General features: G+C 62.7%; 15 protein-coding genes. 6 read left to right on the forward strand and 9 right to left on the reverse strand.

The window, feature by feature from the left end; genetic code table 11:
• Window positions 1-2 precede the first annotated feature (2 nt).
• The 5 genes from typA to E2I15_RS31195 all read right to left on the reverse strand — a co-directional run bounded on the left by typA (window position 3) and on the right by E2I15_RS31195 (window position 4759).
• Window positions 3-1829 carry a translational GTPase TypA gene (gene typA / locus E2I15_RS31175; protein WP_137483938.1) on the reverse strand — a complete coding sequence of 609 codons (1827 nt, stop codon included), beginning with the start codon at window positions 1827-1829 and terminating at the stop codon, window positions 3-5.
• A gap of 276 nt (window positions 1830-2105) precedes the next feature.
• On the reverse strand, window positions 2106-2327 hold the full coding sequence (locus E2I15_RS31180; RefSeq protein WP_137483937.1) for a hypothetical protein: 222 nt from the start codon (window positions 2325-2327) through the stop codon (window positions 2106-2108).
• 11 nt (window positions 2328-2338) lie between these two features.
• Window positions 2339-2617 carry a hypothetical protein gene (locus E2I15_RS31185; RefSeq protein ID WP_137483936.1) on the reverse strand — a complete coding sequence of 93 codons (279 nt, stop codon included), beginning with the start codon at window positions 2615-2617 and terminating at the stop codon, window positions 2339-2341.
• Entirely contained in the window at window positions 2614-4059 is a 1446-nt protein-coding gene (locus E2I15_RS31190; protein ID WP_137483935.1) for a radical SAM protein, read from the reverse strand. The genes E2I15_RS31185 and E2I15_RS31190 overlap by 4 nt, the downstream gene beginning before the upstream one ends.
• Window positions 4040-4759: a prolipoprotein diacylglyceryl transferase gene (locus E2I15_RS31195; RefSeq protein WP_137483934.1), complete on the reverse strand. Its 720-nt coding sequence runs from the start codon at window positions 4757-4759 to the stop codon at window positions 4040-4042. The genes E2I15_RS31190 and E2I15_RS31195 overlap by 20 nt, the downstream gene beginning before the upstream one ends.
• Before the next feature lie 288 nt (window positions 4760-5047).
• On the opposite strand from E2I15_RS31195, the gene E2I15_RS31200 reads away from it, so the two are divergent.
• From E2I15_RS31200 to E2I15_RS31215, 4 genes are all read left to right on the forward strand, one after another.
• Window positions 5048-6310: a hypothetical protein gene (locus E2I15_RS31200; protein WP_137483933.1), complete on the forward strand. Its 1263-nt coding sequence runs from the start codon at window positions 5048-5050 to the stop codon at window positions 6308-6310.
• Window positions 6311-6576: 266 nt separating this feature from the next.
• A complete protein-coding gene (locus tag E2I15_RS31205; protein ID WP_137483932.1) occupies window positions 6577-7035 on the forward strand; it encodes a hypothetical protein in 459 nt (152 codons plus the stop codon).
• Between the two features lie 157 nt (window positions 7036-7192).
• The gene (locus E2I15_RS31210) at window positions 7193-8932 is read left to right on the forward strand and encodes a type I secretion system permease/ATPase (RefSeq protein WP_170991836.1); all 1740 of its coding nucleotides are present in this window, start codon (window positions 7193-7195) and stop codon (window positions 8930-8932) included.
• Window positions 8929-10401, forward strand: a complete 1473-nt coding sequence (locus E2I15_RS31215) for an HlyD family type I secretion periplasmic adaptor subunit (RefSeq protein WP_137483931.1) — start codon at window positions 8929-8931, stop codon at window positions 10399-10401. The genes E2I15_RS31210 and E2I15_RS31215 overlap by 4 nt, the downstream gene beginning before the upstream one ends.
• Window positions 10402-10416: 15 nt before the next feature.
• Here E2I15_RS31215 and E2I15_RS31220 read toward each other — a convergent pair whose 3' ends face one another.
• The 4 genes from E2I15_RS31220 to E2I15_RS31240 form a co-directional block, all read right to left on the reverse strand.
• Window positions 10417-11193 carry a response regulator transcription factor gene (locus E2I15_RS31220; protein WP_137483930.1) on the reverse strand — a complete coding sequence of 259 codons (777 nt, stop codon included), beginning with the start codon at window positions 11191-11193 and terminating at the stop codon, window positions 10417-10419.
• Window positions 11194-11398: 205 nt separating this feature from the next.
• A complete protein-coding gene (locus E2I15_RS39380; protein WP_246668469.1) occupies window positions 11399-11980 on the reverse strand; it encodes a hypothetical protein in 582 nt (193 codons plus the stop codon).
• A gap of 459 nt (window positions 11981-12439) precedes the next feature.
• Window positions 12440-13474 carry an IS110 family RNA-guided transposase gene (locus E2I15_RS31230; RefSeq protein WP_349629363.1) on the reverse strand — a complete coding sequence of 345 codons (1035 nt, stop codon included), beginning with the start codon at window positions 13472-13474 and terminating at the stop codon, window positions 12440-12442.
• 117 nt (window positions 13475-13591) lie between these two features.
• Window positions 13592-14356 carry a Crp/Fnr family transcriptional regulator gene (locus E2I15_RS31240; RefSeq protein ID WP_137483320.1) on the reverse strand — a complete coding sequence of 255 codons (765 nt, stop codon included), beginning with the start codon at window positions 14354-14356 and terminating at the stop codon, window positions 13592-13594.
• A gap of 267 nt (window positions 14357-14623) precedes the next feature.
• On the opposite strand from E2I15_RS31240, the gene E2I15_RS31245 reads away from it, so the two are divergent.
• Window positions 14624-14998, forward strand: coding sequence for a response regulator (locus E2I15_RS31245; RefSeq protein ID WP_137483319.1), 375 nt, complete (start codon window positions 14624-14626; stop codon window positions 14996-14998).
• Window positions 14999-15091: 93 nt separating this feature from the next.
• On the forward strand, window positions 15092-16213 hold the full coding sequence (locus tag E2I15_RS31250; protein WP_137483318.1) for a hypothetical protein: 1122 nt from the start codon (window positions 15092-15094) through the stop codon (window positions 16211-16213).
• Window positions 16214-16226 lie beyond the last annotated feature (13 nt).

Consider the following 16226-nt stretch of genomic DNA (forward strand, 5'->3'; position numbering starts at 1 on the left):
GCTTACGCCACAGCTTCCTTGGCCTTTTCGGCGCGCTTGCGGTCGTTCGGGTCGAGGTGCTTCTTGCGCAGCCGGATCGACTTCGGCGTCACCTCGACGAGCTCGTCGTCCTCGATATAGGCGAGCGCCTTTTCCAGGGTCATCCGGATCGGCGGCGTCAGGCGTACCGCCTCGTCCTTCGAGGTGGTGCGGATGTTGGTGAGCTGCTTGCCCTTCAGCACGTTGATCTCGAGGTCGTTGTCGCGGGTGTGCTCGCCGACGATCATGCCCTTGTAGACCTTCCAGCCCGGCTCGATCATCATCGGGCCGCGGTCCTCCAGCTTGAACATCGCATAGGCCACCGCTTCGCCCTGGTCGTTGGAGATCAGCACGCCGTTGCGGCGGCCCTGGATCTCGCCCTTGTAGGCGGCATAGCCATGGAAGATGCGGTTCATGATCGCGGTGCCGCGGGTGTCGGTGAGCAGTTCGCCCTGGTAGCCGATCAGGCCGCGGGTCGGCGCGTAGAACACCAGCCGCAGGCGGTTGCCGCCGGAGGGGCGCATCTCGATCATCTCGGCCTTGCGCTCGCTCATCTTCTGCACGACGACGCCGGAATGCTCCTCGTCGACGTCGATCACGACTTCCTCGATCGGCTCCTGCCAGGCGCCGGTCGCCTGGTCCTTCTGCAGCACGACGCGCGGGCGCGACACCGAGAGCTCAAAGCCCTCGCGGCGCATGGTCTCGATCAGGATCGCGAGCTGCAATTCGCCGCGTCCGGAGACTTCCATGGAATCCTTGTCGGCGGCCTCGACGACGCGCAGCGCGACATTGCCCTCGGCCTCGCGCATCAGGCGGTCGCGGATCATGCGCGAGGTCACCTTGTCGCCTTCAGTGCCGGCGAGCGGCGAGTTGTTGACGATGAACGACATCGACACCGTCGGCGGATCGATCGGCTGCGCCGGCAGCGGCGTCTCCACCGTGGGATCGCAGAAGGTGTCGGCAACGGTGCCCTTGGTGAGGCCCGCGATCGCGACGATGTCGCCGGCCTCGGCCTCCTCGAGCGGGGTGCGCTCGAGGCCGCGGAAGGCGAGGATCTTGGTCAGGCGGCCGCTCTCGATCAGCTTGCCGTCGGCGGACAGCACCTTGACCTGCTGGTTCGGCTTGATCGAACCCGAGGAGATGCGGCCGGTGATGATGCGGCCGAGATAGGGATTGGCCTCGAGGATGGTGCCGATCATGCGGAACGGACCTTCCTCGACCTTCGGCGGCTCGACGTGGCGCACGATCAGGTCGAACAGCGGCTGCATGCCGAGGTCCTTCGGACCCTCCGGGCTCTCCGCCATCCAGCCCTGCTTGGCCGACCCGTACAGAATCGGGAAGTCGAGCTGTTCTTCGCTGGCGTCGAGCGCCGCGAACAGGTCGAACACCTCGTTGATGACTTCGGTCGGGCGCGCGTCGGGACGGTCGACCTTGTTGATCACGACGATCGGCTTCAGCCCGATCTTGAGCGCCTTCGACACCACGAATTTGGTCTGCGGCAACGGGCCTTCGGCGGCGTCGACCAGCACCAGCGCGCCGTCCACCATGTTGAGGATACGCTCGACCTCGCCGCCGAAGTCGGCGTGGCCGGGAGTGTCGACGATGTTGATGCGGATGTCCTTCCACTGCACCGAGGCGGCCTTGGCCAGGATGGTGATGCCGCGCTCGCGCTCAAGGTCGTTGGAGTCCATGGCGCGCTCGGTGACCTTCTGGTTCTCGCGGAAGGTGCCGGATTGCTGCAGCAGGCGGTCGACGAGGGTGGTCTTGCCGTGGTCGACGTGGGCGATGATGGCGACGTTGCGAAGGTTCATGGCTCTTCTTCTGGTCGTGCAATGGTCAGATGCGCGATCTCGCCGGACCAGTTTGGCCGGCCGTTCGCTCGCGTGGCCCATTCGGGCCCGGATCACGCTCATACCCAAGAAATTTGACGGGGACGCATCACCCCAAAAAGGAAGCCCGGTCAGAGGACCGGGCACCTTGCGCGTTGCGGCGCAATATAGTCAGAAAACGCCAAAAAACAATGATTTATTGGCTGTTTGGAGGGCTGATTTTTGTTCCAAAGGCGGGTTTTGAGGGGCTTTCAGGTCCTACTTCCGGGTAATCGCGAAGACGATCAGGCCAAGCCCGCCCAGCGCCACCATCATCACGAACATGGTGATGGGGTCGCCGCCGGCCCCGGCGCCCATCTTGGCGTTGAGAAGGGCGCACAGGACCCCCGGGATCAGCAGGATCGCTCCCACGACCAGCATGATGGCAGTGGCGCAACCGCTGCGCTGTCTCTGTTCCGGGTTTTGCTGGAAACTGCTCACGATGCCCCGGACTAGCGTCCCTTGATCGCGGCGCGGATCAGCATCACGCCCGCGAAGCAGACCGCGAGCCCGAGCAGGATCAGGAAGAGAATGGAGGGATCGGTTTTCGATTCGCTCAGGACGCCGAACCCGAACAGGAGGGCGCAGAGCCCGGGCAGCAGCAGGACCAGCCCGAACAGCACCATGAACGCCGTGGCGCAGCCGCTGCGTGGCGACGGTGGCGGCGGGACGTGTCGGTAGGGTGGCTCCGGTGGTGCAGGCGGGATGGGCGGTGGATTGGTCTCGCTCATCGCGGCACCTGCTCGCTTTGCCGCGTCTCGCGGTAAGTCTGGCCGGCCATCGCGGCGCGGATGCCGTCGATCGCCCCATTGCGGTAGAACAGATTGTAGGTGTCGAACGGAATGATCGCGCCGCTCTCGGTGACGAAGTGGATGCAGCTTCGCTTGACATTGCCGACGCAGAAATTGAAGCGGTCGAGAAACTGCACGATGGTGACGCGGAACACGTTCTCGTAGGTCAAGCCCTCCGGCACCTCGAAGCTCGGCAGGCAGCACAGCAATTCGCAGACCCGCTCCGAGGTGTTCAGCGGCCCCGACGACAGCGAGAACAGGTCGACAAACTTCTCCCGCAACACCGGATATTTTTCCGGGCTGATGGTGTTGGGCATCACCGCGATGAGCTGCTCCTGCTGAAACAGCGAGGTCAGCGGCAGCACCTTGTCGCCATTGCGCAGGCCATAACCGATTGAGATGCTCTCGGGATTGCAGGGCAACGGGATCATGTCGTTGGCGCCGAACACCCCGGTCTCGATCACGCGCCGGCGGATCTCCGACAGCATGATGCGGTCGGTGTCCTTGTTGAAATGCTCGTTGCGGCCGGCATCCTGCACCGGCTGCAGCGTGACGCCGCGGACGCACTTCCAGGTCAGCGCGTGGCGGACGATGTCGCCGATTTCGCCGTCGTTGACGCCGCGCTTGATGGTCGCGACCAGCGTGGTCGAGACGCCGTGGCGCTCGAGATTCTCCAGTGCCTGTTGGCGGATCTTGCGCAAGTCCGCGCCGCGCAGATTGACCAGCGCTTCGCGCTGCAGCGAATCGAACTGCAGATAGATCTCCAGCCCGCGCCTGTTCTCGGCGAGCTTCGCCACGAAGTCGGGCTCGCGCGCGATCCTGAGGCCATTGGTATTGATCATTACATGGCGGATCGGGCGGGCGCGCACCGCATCCAGAATGGCGAAGAAATCCGGATGCAGCGTCGGCTCGCCGCCGGAGATCTGCACCAGATCGGGCTCGCCCTCGCTCGCGACCAGCGCGTCCAGCATCTTCTCGATTTTCCCCAGCGGCGTGAAGCTGGTGCGCGCCGGCGAGGAATCCGCAAAGCATACCGGGCAAGTCAAATTGCAATGCTCGGTGATCTCGATCAGCGCCAGGCAGGAGTGCTGCTCGTGGTCGGGGCACAGCCCGCAATCATAGGGGCAGCCGAATTCGGTGTGGCGCTGGAACGCGAGCGGCCCGTCGCCGGGCTTGATGAAATCCTTGCACAGCCGCCAATAGGCGGCATCCGTCGAGACCAGCGTCGACTGCACGCCATCGTGCTTGCAGCGCTTCTCGTACCAGACCTCGTTGCCGAGGATCTGGATCTTGGTCGGCACCAGGGCCAGGCAGGTTTCGCAGAGCGACTGGGTCTGGCCCCAGAAGATGTAAGGGCGTGCCTTACGCAGCGGCGCGTTCATGCTTCAAACTCACATTCGGCGCCGTCGCCAGCATGACGGCAGCGTAAATCATGACAAACAGCGACAGCAGGTGAAACAGCGAGAATGGTCCGATCAGCGCGCCATAGGGCTTGATGAACTCCCACAGGAAGCGCTGCAGCCCGTAGTAGAGCAGCACGAGGTAGAATCCGTTGGTGATGACGGCGGTATTTCCATTCAATACCGCCCGGACATAGAAGGCCGCGAACGCCGCCATCGCGAGGCTCTCGTAGAGCTGCACCGGATGGCGCAGCACGCCGTCGCCGAAATCATGGCTCCAGGGCAGCGTGGTCGGCGTGCCATAGGTGAAATCCTCGAGCCCCGCGAAATAGCAGCCGAGACGGCCGACCGCGACGCCGATCGCAAGCGGCAGCGCGAACCGCGCGCCGGTGCGCAGCGAGATGCCATGCCGCCATTTGTAGAGTTCGATCGCGACGATGCCGCCGGCCAGCGCGCCCTCGACCGAGCGGGCGACGCCCGCCATGCCCGAGAACCACAGGTTCAGCGTGCCGAACATGTAGGCGCCGATCCCGGCACCGAACAGCAGCGCGGCGATGTAGGGCAGCTCGAAGGATTGCCGGGGGAATTGCAGCCCGCGGAGGCGCGACAGCCACCACATGGCGATCGCGGCCCCGCCCCATGCTGCGACGTCGAAGACGGCGTGAAGTTCAGCCCCGCTCATGAGGCGAGTGTAGCGTGATTTTCGCGGTCCGCGATAGCGGCTCCCCGATTGCAATGGCGGGGCAAGGTTATCAACCCGTCCGCTGGGAGCGGCGGGCTGATGGACCACGCCGGCGACGCCGGCCCGCGCAAAACGACAAAGGCTGTAACCGCGCCAGAACGGATATAGCCGATGTTACGGCGACCATCCGAAGCGCTATATCCGAACTGACGGCTGGGCTTTCGACCTTCCCAGGACGACATTCTGTCCGGAGTGCAGAACCCGTCCCGATTGCGCGGAGCGATTGCGATGAGGAAGGCGACGATGGATTTTTCGCGGATATCGGATGGGATCCGACTGCATCACGCCTCTCATCGTCACGATGGGCACGATGGTGACGAGGAGCCGGGTCCGGCACCGAGCGGCCCGTTTGCAGGGCTCGATGCGCATCCCGCGACCGCGAATTCCCAGTCCCATGACTCTGGCGCTTCAATCGAGAGCGGGGCGAACACCGCCGGGAACGGCGGAGACGGTTACTTTTACGGAGGTATCATTCACGCATCCCTGTTGATCTATGAACCGATCAACATTTCGGTGAGTTTGGGATACGGCTCGGTCGCCGTGGCCAACCAGTCCAACAATTTGAATGTCGATCAATCCGCCTTTCAGATGGCCGGCGTCGGCGGACATGGTGGGAATGACAACCTTGCCTCGGGAGGCAGCATCAGTGCTTCCCTGGGCTCCGGCGTGATCGGGAGCGGCGACAACGGCGCCGGAAATGGCGGCAGCGGCTATTTCTCGGGTGCGTTGGTGGACGCTCCCGTGGTCATCTATCATCCGATCAATATTGCGGTGGCGAGCTCAGGCGGCACGGCCCATGCAAGTCAATCGAACACTGTCGACATCGATCAATCGGCTACGCAGATCGCAGGCGTCGGCGGAAGTGGTGGAAATGGCAATGCGGCCTTCGGCGGCAGCATCATTACGCTCGACCCCAGTTGGGGATCAAGCAACGGAGGGAGCGTCTGGGACGTTCAAGCGGGCGGGAGTCAGGCCGGCAACGGCGGCGACGGCGCGTTCTACGGCAGTCTCGTGCATTCTTCGATCTTGGTTTACGACCCGATCAACATCGCAGTCGCGGGCTATGGCTCCAACGTTCATTCAGTCCAGACGAATGACGCCGACGTGGATCAATCCGTAGTTCAGATCGCCGCCATGGGCGGGCACGGCGGCAACGGCAACGCCGTGACGGGCGGCCATGCAAGCTTTCTTTCCCACGGCTTGTGGGGCGGCTCCGACACGATTGCGACCGGCTCGAACGGCGCAGGCAATGGCGGCAACGGCTATTTTGCCGGCAGCCTGATCGATGTCAGCGTCGCGATCTATGCACCCGTCAATATCGCAATCGCGGGGCCCCATTCGACGGCCGTGGCCGATCAGATCAACAACGTGCACATCGACCAGAGTGCGGTCCAGATTGCCGGACTTGGTGGGGACGGCGGCTACGGCAATCTCGCGCTGGGCGGCGATCTTTCCGCCCATCTTTTGTCGGATCTTCACCTGTTGGCGTAGCGAAAACATCGCACCGCTCGCGCAGGCCGGTCGCAAGGTAGCGGACTCCCTGCGCATGCAAATCTCGCACAGAGGCGCCCTCCCGATGTTTCGAGCACCGATGTTGCGCGACGAACGTCATACTTTCGTATGTAGGTCGACCAACCCGGATGGTGTCCGATTTGACATCTATCGGCAGCGCGCATCGCCGGATCAGACTCGCCCGTGCGCGTCCGCCTGATCGGGATGGATGATGCGCGACAGCCAACACAAGGACGGAGGCTCAAATGTTGCCCAAGGCGATCAGCATCTCGGATTCGATCGAATTCAAATCGATCAACACCGGTGGTCAAAGTGTCGGAAATGGCGGCGACGGTACCTTCAAGGGAGCTATCATCAGCAAGCCGACCCTCAACTTCGATCCAATCAACAAGGCAGAAGGCGCCGATGTGCATGTGAACACCGGCGACCACGTCACTCAGACGGCAGATTGGGACGCCGGCGGCGCAAACGCGACGGCCTCGGTGTTTGCGAAGGCCCATGGCGGAAGCGCCGAGTCGAACGGAAACCAGAAGTCCTACAGCGGCCACGATACCTCCAAGGTATATGCCAATACGGATGCCACTCAGATCAACAAGCTCGCGGTGGACCAGCACCAGGAGGTCCTGGCTGGCATCGGCGGCAATGGCGGAGACGGCAACGCCGCGCTGGGTGGAGAAGTGAGCTTCCACCTCGATACATTCTGACCATCGGCTCGTCCGACTGTGGCGGGACCGGCGGCCATTGCTGCCGATCCCGCAATTCAAGCCGATGCCCCGCCGATGCCCTGCCGATACCTTCTTGGCAGATCGCGTTTGGCCGTCGGGCAAGTGCGCCGGACTTCGATTTCAGGCGGTGACGATCATGCTGATGCCGCCCATTCGGTTGCCTGTCCTGCCGCAGATCCCGACGCCACTGCACGCGGCCCTTTGGTCCTGTGCGGGGCCGCTTGGTCTCGTATTCGCGTATAGCTGCAGCTACAACCTGCTCTTGTTTGCGCCCTCCATCTACCTTCTTCAGATCTACGACAGGGTGTTGTCGAGCCGGAGCGGCGACACGCTGCTCCTGCTCACGCTCATTGTCGCGATCACGGTCGTGGTCGGTGGCGTGTTCGATGCCTTGCGGCGCGCAGTCCTGGGTCGCCTTGGCGCCTGGCTCGACGATCGGCTCCGTCCTTGCGTGCTTTCGGCCAGCCTCGAATCCGCATTTCGCAGCGATTGGACGCGGGCGTCGGACGCATATCGGGATCTCACCGTGCTGCGCCAGTTCATCGATTCCGGCGCCTGTCCGATGCTGTTCGACGCACTCTGGGCGCCCCTGTTCCTCCTGGTCCTCTTTCTCATCCATCCCCTGCTTGGCGTGGTAGGCGCCTGCTGCGTGGCTTTCCTCTTCGCTCTCACGGTTGCCGGAGATCTGGTTACCGAGGACGTTCTGCTCAGATCCGGCGCCGCGCTGTCCAGAAGCTACGGCCGCCTCCAGGCCGCCGCAGGTAACATCCACATGATCCGCGCCATGGGAATGCTCGATAGCGCTGCGCGCACGATCTACCATGACGCGCAGGAGGCACGCAGAGAGCACGATGTGGCAGCCCGGCGAAGCGAGATCGTGATGCTGGTCACCAAGCCGGTCCGCGCGCTGTCGCAGGTGTTGATAATGGGGGCTGCCGCGTGGCTTGTCCTCGATCACGGAAAGAGTCCGGCGATCATCTTTGCTTCGACGCTGATGTTCAGCCGCGCGCTCGCGCCGGTCGAAAGTGCGATCGCAGGCTGGAAGTCACTCAGGACAGCCGTGAGTGCCTGTCAGCGGCTCGGCGCGGTTCTCGCCGCGTCCCCCGCCGCCGCCGGACAGCAGGATCCGGAGGTTTCGCAGCGGCAAGCGTCGAGCGGTCTCGTCGTCGACAACGTTGGCGTGAGGCTGTCGGGGACCAACCACCTTCTGCTGAACGGCGTCTCGTTCACGCTCGCGAGCGGAGAATGTCTTGGCATTATCGGTGCGTCCGGGTCAGGCAAGTCCCTGCTTGGCCAAGTGATTGCCGGGCTGTCGACGCCAACTCATGGCAGTGTCCTGCTCGACAATACCGACGTCTCGCTGCTTCGCGAGGGCCTAGGCGGCCACCGTCTCGGCTATCTCCCCCAGGACATCGACCTGCTCGGCGATACGATAAGCGATATCATCGCACGGCTTGATGATGCCGATCGGCGGAAGGTCGTGGAAGCGGCCAAGCTGGTCGGAATTCATGAGGCGATCATGCGCCTGCCGCAGGGGTACGACACGGTGATTCACCGTGAAAAATCCTTCTCGCGCGGATACCGGCAGCGCCTCGGCCTTGCCCGGGCCTTTTTCGGCGGTCCACGCCTGATCGTTCTCGACGAACCGAATGCCAGTCTCGATTACGGGGGCGAGCGGATGCTGCTGGACGCTATCGAGCGCATGAAGCTCGCCGGTGTCATCCTGGTCGTCGTCACTCATCGTATGGGTCTCCTCGCAGCCACAGACAAGATTGCCATTATGGAAGAGGGGGCGGTCGTCGCTTTCGGCGACAGCGAGGAAATCTTTGAGCGGCACCTGAACCGACCCCAGGTTACATCGCGGATCGTGCCATGATCCGCAATCCTCTCACCATCTGGAAGCTTGCCGCGATATCGAGGCTACCCGCGATCTGGGACCAGCTCGTGCGAGCGCCGGCAAGCCCCCCGCTCGCCGCACGACCCGGAGTGGTGGTTACCGCGATCGACGATTTCGAGCCTCTCGAATATCCATGGTGTGCGACCCCGACACCGATCTCTCCGCGTGGACGGCTTCGCGGTATCACCCTGGCGGGCAACCTGCTGGTGCTCGGCTTCATGCTGGGGCTCGGCACATGGGCGTGCCTCGCGCCTCTCGAGAGCGCCGCGATCGCTTCCGGCGTCGTGGAATCAGAATCGAGCCGCAAGACGATTCAGCACCTGGAAGGCGGGATCGTCAGGAAGATCCTGGTTTCGGACGGGGATATCGTGCGAAGCGGACAGACGCTGATCGCGCTGGACGACACCCGGCCCGGTTCGGAGGTGCAAAGCCTTCAAGGCCAGTTGTGGGATGCAATTGCTCGTGCCGCGCGGCTTCAGGCCGAGCAGCAGAACCGTGAGAGCATCGCAATCCCGAGCGCGCTGGAACGAGACAGCAAGCGAAATGGGATGGCCGCCGCCGCGGTGTCGGCGCAGCAGTTCATTTTTCAGGCGCGCCGGCAGGTTCATGAGTCGCAGCTTGCGGTCATTCGCGAACGGAGGCTTCAAGTCGAGAGGGAGATCGAAGGTCTCAAGGCTCAGCAGAGCGCCTCCGGGCAGCGGCTCGACATCGTCCGGGAAGAACTGGATATGGTCACGACGCTCGTGAACAAGGGACTCGAACGGCGGCCGCGGCTCCTGAACCTGCAACGTGAACTGGCCGACGTTGAGGGGCGCCGCGGCGAGATCACCGCGCAGATTTCTCGCGCCGGGCAGGTCATCAGCGAGCAGCAGGCCACATTGTTCAAGCTCGAGAGCGACAGGCAGAACGAGATCGCACAGTCGCTTCGTGAAGCACAGAACCAGATATTCCAGCTCCGCGAGCGGCTGCTTGCGGCCAGGGATCAGCTATCGCGAACGGAGGTGAAGGCGCCTGAGGACGGCGTGATAACCGACTTGCGGATCCATACGACGGGCGGCGTCATCGGGGCGGGTGCTCCGCTCATGGAGCTGGTGCCCCGGCAAGACCGCCTCATCGTGACCGCCCGCCTGAGGCCCGAGGACATCGATGTGGTTCATCCCGGCCTCAATGCCGAGGTGCATCTCGTGCCGTACAATCAGCGCCGCGTACCGCGCCTGAAGGGAACCGTTGTGCACGTATCGGCAGACCGGCTACTCGACAAGCGTACCGACCAGCCATACTACGCGACCAAGATCCGGATCGACGACGCGCAGATCGCCGCCAACGACTTCCAGATCGTCCCCGGTATGCCGGTTCAAGTGTTCATCACCACGGGGCGCGGTACCGTCGCACTATACGCGCTCAGGCCCCTGCTCGACAGTTTCCGCGGTGCATTCAGAGAGGATTGATCCCGCTCAGGGTGACTAGGTCTCCGGCATTGGGGCCGTGCCCGGGTCGTGATCGCGACTCTGCGCCAGCGACCGGCCGCGCCAGCGGAGGACCGCTTCCGTGCGATTGTGAGCGGCACATTTCCTCATGATATGCTGAATGTGCATTTTGACGGTGCTTTCCGAGAGCTTCAATTTGGCTGCGATCAGCTTGTTCGGCAGGCCGAGCTCCAATTCCGCAAGAACGTGCTGCTCTCGAGGCGTAAGATCGCTCCTGTCGATGACCGCCCTGGCTGCCTCGTTCATCAGATATGCGGACGCAAGCCCGCGCGCGTCCGGCGGATCGAAGCCCGGCATCCTGTTCATTTCGGCGACCGGCAACGGCCTGTAGACCCCGCCGACAAGAACAAGGCGCAGGCCGGCTATGACGACCTCGATTGGCAGCGAGCTGGGAAGAAAGCCGCGAACACCCCGCTGCATCGCGGCTTGTGCGGTCGGCTCGTCGTCATGGTTTGATAGGATTGCGACGGCGGCATTGGGACACTGCTCGGCCACGAAGGCGAGATCGTCCTCGACCGAGGGATCGCCGATCGGCTTGTCCGCGATACTCAGCAGCACCAGACGAACGTCGCGGGCTGACATGCAGTCCAGGCCTCGGACCGTCGCCATGTCGAGGATCTCGAAGTCGGCCAGTTCCCGTCTGAGGACGTTGAGAATACATGTGCGGGGCAACAGGTGCGGCTCGATGATCACCAGAACCGGTACGTGAAGCGCTCCATTGAGCCGTTTTGAGGAGTCCGTTATGTCGTCCATGATTTCCTCGGAATGAAAAGAATTTCTGCGACAGTCCCATCGATCCGCATTGCGCATTTACCGTTGCGGCATTCATCCTGAATGCATCATCACGCGCAGCCCCGACATCAGGATCGCATCCATTGCGGGATAGCCTGGCGCCTCGGTGGAAATTCTTTCCGCTTAAATCATTTGGACGCGCGCCGTGGTGCGGTCGACGCATCCCTTATTTGCAGATATTTCGATACGCCGTTGACGCCGCCGAGCCCGACTTGCCGTCGACGACATACGCTTCATCCTCCTTCACAAGATATAGAAACGGCCTCCCTCCAGTCTCTCCGCCCGACGCACTTCTTCCTTTCACGCGCCCGCAAATCGTATCCATTGCGCGTCCGAACGTGTTCTTTCGCATGGCGCGCTTCATGTCGCTGAATTCGGCCGATCCCGGATCTTCGATCTGCGCTGCGATCGTGACCTTCGCTTTGGTGAGGACAGCATCTGCTATGTCCGTGGCGCGTTCGGGTGTCGGGACGTTGATCCTCGTCCGCGGGGACGCCTTGGCGAGGTCGGCCGGTCCGTGTTTCTTCGATGATGGTCTCCTGCCGGATTTTGCCGGGGTTGCAGAATTCGATTTGACGATCGCAGGAGCTGGCGCTAACGCCGCCGGCATTGGCGCTGCGGGTCGGTCGACTGCAACCTTGTCGAAACAGGGTCTTGACCCACACCCAACGAAATACCCTCGGGAAGGCGCGAACCAGCCAAAGCCGATCAGGATTCCTGCCAGCGCTCCGACAACAAGCAGTCCCATCCGATTCCCCTCCTTGGGAGCTCGGCTCGCACTCATAACTAGGACTAATTCCGCGCTGGTGATCCTATCTGTTGCGCAAAAGCGTTAAGCGCTCATTAAGCGCGCGGGGTCGGGGCGATAGGACGAACCCCTACGGCGATGTCGGGTTTAGCGTCGGCTTCCGGAAGCATGGCGGATGCGACGAAGCATAAGTACACACCCTTCTGTAATGGGCCCGATGATGTCAAGCCTCCCGAGTGAACGTCACGCCGCCGAGCTCATGCTTCTGTCCGTGGTCAACGCTTGGCCGCCACATCATGCTGTCAGAGGGAGCGGTGAGCCTATCTAGATACGCGTGGTTCGTCGGGCGACGGCCACTGGGCGTGTAACGGCTTCACCGCATCCACCGTCCCGGCGACGGGACTTCGGGCACTGGGCTTCTGTTCAGCCCGATTGCATTCCAGCTCTTCTCCTCGTGCTCTATGCTGCGATCGGGCCCGCGTCAGCCCAGCGGTAAGTTGTGCCGTCGACCCAGATCCGATGCAGGATCACTGCGAGCTTACGTGCCAAGGCGACTTTGGCGCGCTTCGAGCCTCGCCGCTTGGCGACGTCCATCCCCCAGCGCTTAAGTTTTGAGAACCGGGTGATGCGCGACAGCAGAACGTTGGCGGCCTCATACAACACCGTACGCACTATCTCGTCGCCGGCCAGCGTGATCCCGCCCGTGACGTCCTTTTCGCCCGATTGGTACTTCTTTGGCGTGAGCCCGAACAGCGCGCCTGCCGATTTTGACTTCGTGATGCGATTGGGGTCGTCAATCGCCGATTTGTAGGTAATAGCCACCAGAGGACCAACGCCTGGCACTGTCATTAGCCGGCGACAGACCGCATCGTCACGCACCGTTGCCAGCACAGCCTTGTGTAGCCTTCCGTACTCAGCTTTCAAGGCCGATCGCGCCGAAAGCATCGCTGCGGCAATGCGCTCCAATGTCGCCTGACCCGCAACCAACTCACGGATCCGCGCTTCGAAATTCTTCCGCGTCACCGGGCCAACCTTCAGCCCAAAGCCGCGCAAAATCCCGCGGATACTCAATTCCACATCGATCAGCCGCCCGAGAAGCTGTTTGCGTGCGATCAGAAGGGCCCGGATCTCTTGAGCATCGACCGACTTTGCGTGTACCGGCCGGAACCATCCCATCCGGATCAACTGGGCAATCCCGCGCGCATCCTTGCGATCCGTCTTGACCGTCATCGCAGACAATGCGGCCTTTACATGTCGCGTTTCCAGCAGAACCGTTTCGAAGCCTGCTCTTTTCAGCGCCGCATGCAGCCATTGCGACAGCGGCCCAGCCTCCAGCCCGATCTGCTTCACTGCAAAGCCAAGCGTCTCAAAAAATTCAACCAAGGCGTCGGGTTTGCTCGCGACCTTCGCCTCCTTCAGGATCTTACCCTGGACATCCACAACGCACACGCTCGACAGTTCCAATGATACGTCGATTCCGGCATAGTTCTCCACGGCTGTCCTCCGTCTCCAGATGCTTGGGGCCGACTCAGGTCGTGACCCCGTTTCATCATCTATCGGGGGACAGCCACCATCATGACCCCTTGCTCGGAGCAGGGCCCATTACGGCATCTAGTTCGCCGGGTTGTCCTCGCTGGGATACACTCCGCGCAGCACCTCCTCGAAATGATCCTTGACCGCATCGTTGCACAGGCAGGAGCGCTGCCGCAGCTTGTCCGGGTCGCGGATCACGATCGCGCCGCGGCGCGTCTCCAGCACGCCTTCCGCCTTGAAGTTCTGGATCACGCGGCTGGTGTAGCTGCGGCCGACGCCGAGCAGGGTCGAGAGCTGTTCATGGGTGAGCGGCACCATGCCGTTGCCATTGGTGCGCTCCATCGCCGAGATGATCCATTTCGCCGCGCGCTGCTCGATCGAGTGGATCGCATTGCAGGCGGTCGACTGGAAGATCTGCGCCAGCATGCAATCGGCATAGCGCGCGAAGATGTTGCGCACCGAGATCGACTTCAGCTTGGCGGCGTCGAGCTTGCTGATCGGCAGCCGTGCGAACGGGCCGCCGAACTTGACGGTGATGCGGGTATAGGCCGGCAGGAAGCCCTGGCTGACGATGCCGCCGACCGCGCCTTCGCGACCGACCAGGATGGTCTCGACATCGCGGCCGTCCTCATTGGGCACCATGTAGGAGACGAGGCTCGGCCCACACGGGAAATGCACGGTCTGAACATCATCGCCGGGGTTGTAGAGCAGGTCGTTGGCCTGCGCGTCGACCAGCCCCAAATGCGGTGCGATCAACTGGTAATCGGCGTCGTTCAGCCGGCGCAAAAGATTGTTGAATGGCCGGTCACTCGTCCCGGCCAACTCGGTCCGTTTCGCGATCATGGGAAATTCCTGGAAACCCAACGCCGACAATAATCGAAAGGTTCCCGGATTTATGTTCACTAGTGAACAGACGGCGCCGCTCGCGATGTGGTGGTTTCATCTCGGGAACAGCCGGCGTGCTTTCAGGCGCCGGTCGCGGGCCATCCGGCCGGACTGATCCGGTCTTTTCATCCATGCTTTGGAGCGTTTTCGAGCGAAGTGGATACCGGTTCGCGGGAAGAAAACGCGTCAAGACAACAAGCTCTAGCAAACGGAAACTGGCACGCCATGGACCTCATCCCCAACGCCGGCATGCCCGGTGACGTCCTCGTGGTCGAGGACGATCCGATCATCTCGCTCTATTTCGAGGACACCATCCTCGGCTTCGGCGCCCGCACGGTGCGCACCGCGGCGAACGTCGCCCGTGCGCTCGAGCTGATCGCCGAGCGCGCGCCGGATTTCGCGCTGCTCGACGTCGGCCTCGTCAGGGGCGAGAAGACGTTCGCGATCGCCGAGCGGCTGGATGCGCTGAAGGTGCCGTTCGCGTTCGTCACGGGGTATGGCGCGGACATCCGGCTGCCCGCATCGCTCGCCGACAAGCCGCGGCTGACCAAGCCGTGCTCGAGCGAGGCGCTGGAGGCGGCGCTGAGAAACGGCCACTGACGGATTGCCGGGCTTCGGCCTCGCCGCCGGAGCGTTCGTCGTCTACGATCCAAGCTGTCGGATTCGGTGACGTGCACGCTTCGGGACATCGTCATGGCGATCAGGATATCTGCCGCTGCGCCCGCAGCCGCGCTCGCTCTCGGGCTGCTGCTCGCGTCGCCATCCGCCTCCGTTGTCGGTCAATTCGCCGCTCCAGCCATCGCCGCGCCGGCCGCGCGGACCAGCCAGCAATCGGCCGCGCTCCAGACCTACGAAAATGCCCTGAAGAACTTTGAGGCGATCCTGCGCCAGCGCCGCGCGCAGATCGATTCGAAGCAGCCACTGCCGAACCTGCCGGGCCAGGCGCTCTATCTGGCTCGGGTCGAGATGATGAGTACCTACAAGGACCTCACTGACGCGCTTCCGTCCAGGATTGGAAAACCCAACCGATTTGGGATCCCTCCGGCCTATTTCGATGCCGGCAATGAGCCGCTGCTCGAGGAGTACCGGAAGCTGTTCGACGTCATGGAGGCGCCGCCGGCTGGCGCGCAAACATCCGATACGCCATTCAAGGACGTAGTCGATCTCGCGACCGTAGTCGCGCGCGCCAAGGGCCTCGATGCCGCTGACGCCGCGGTCGCGGGCCGTATCAGTCTCGGCCTGTTCTTTGCCGAGACCAACGGCAAGCAGAATGCAGGAAATGCGCGGTCGAATACCTACAAGGGCAGCCTGCAGACCGGTCCGTCCGAAGACCGCAACGGTCAAAGGAAGTGGGCAGCCATCAAGGGATCGGTCGCGGCGCTCGATCCTGCACTGAGCCGTCGTGACGACAAGGAAGAGGCGCGGGCCGGCAACCTGGATCACAGGTACAATCACTGGACCGCGGTGCGAGACGGCCTGATGAACGCGCAGGCCGAACTTTTCCCGGAGGTCCCAGCGATCCAGAAAACCTTGCCGGATCCGATCGATCAAATGAAGCTGTTTGAGCTGATCCAGATCATTCCGACGCCGACCAGGGCCGCACTCAGGTCGGGCAACCTCGTCGGTTACAGAATTTCCGATGCCAGGATCATGCGATACTTGCGCAACAACAGCATCTTCGCTTTCGGCCGGGCCGACCGGGCAAGAACATCTGCGACCTTCCGCGAGATCCTCGATGCGATGTGGCTGTTCAACGCCAAGTTCGAGCAGGCGCTGGCCAGGTTCAAGGAGATCAAAGCGGGCAAACCGGGCTGAGGAGGAGTTGATC

The sequence above is a fragment of the Bradyrhizobium sp. BR2003 genome (genome assembly GCF_009720285.1).
Lineage (GTDB): Bacteria > Pseudomonadota > Alphaproteobacteria > Rhizobiales > Xanthobacteraceae > Bradyrhizobium > Bradyrhizobium elkanii.

What these genes read in the sequence shown, in the direction of transcription:
- E2I15_RS31205 (WP_137483932.1), top strand. Translation starts at nt 6,577, where the DNA reads ATGTTGCCCAAGGCGATCAGCATCTCGGATTCGATCGAATTCAAATCG.
- E2I15_RS31245 (WP_137483319.1), top strand. Translation starts at nt 14,624, where the DNA reads ATGGACCTCATCCCCAACGCCGGCATGCCCGGTGACGTCCTCGTGGTC.
- E2I15_RS31240 (WP_137483320.1), bottom strand. Translation starts at nt 14,356, where the DNA reads ATGATCGCGAAACGGACCGAGTTGGCCGGGACGAGTGACCGGCCATTC.
- E2I15_RS31185 (WP_137483936.1), bottom strand. Translation starts at nt 2,617, where the DNA reads ATGAGCGAGACCAATCCACCGCCCATCCCGCCTGCACCACCGGAGCCA.
- E2I15_RS31215 (WP_137483931.1), top strand. Translation starts at nt 8,929, where the DNA reads ATGATCCGCAATCCTCTCACCATCTGGAAGCTTGCCGCGATATCGAGG.
- E2I15_RS39380 (WP_246668469.1), bottom strand. Translation starts at nt 11,980, where the DNA reads ATGGGACTGCTTGTTGTCGGAGCGCTGGCAGGAATCCTGATCGGCTTT.
- E2I15_RS31200 (WP_137483933.1), top strand. Translation starts at nt 5,048, where the DNA reads ATGAGGAAGGCGACGATGGATTTTTCGCGGATATCGGATGGGATCCGA.
- E2I15_RS31210 (WP_170991836.1), top strand. Translation starts at nt 7,193, where the DNA reads ATGCTGATGCCGCCCATTCGGTTGCCTGTCCTGCCGCAGATCCCGACG.
- typA (WP_137483938.1), bottom strand. Translation starts at nt 1,829, where the DNA reads ATGAACCTTCGCAACGTCGCCATCATCGCCCACGTCGACCACGGCAAG.
- E2I15_RS31195 (WP_137483934.1), bottom strand. Translation starts at nt 4,759, where the DNA reads ATGAGCGGGGCTGAACTTCACGCCGTCTTCGACGTCGCAGCATGGGGC.
- E2I15_RS31250 (WP_137483318.1), top strand. Translation starts at nt 15,092, where the DNA reads ATGGCGATCAGGATATCTGCCGCTGCGCCCGCAGCCGCGCTCGCTCTC.
- E2I15_RS31220 (WP_137483930.1), bottom strand. Translation starts at nt 11,193, where the DNA reads ATGGACGACATAACGGACTCCTCAAAACGGCTCAATGGAGCGCTTCAC.
- E2I15_RS31190 (WP_137483935.1), bottom strand. Translation starts at nt 4,059, where the DNA reads ATGAACGCGCCGCTGCGTAAGGCACGCCCTTACATCTTCTGGGGCCAG.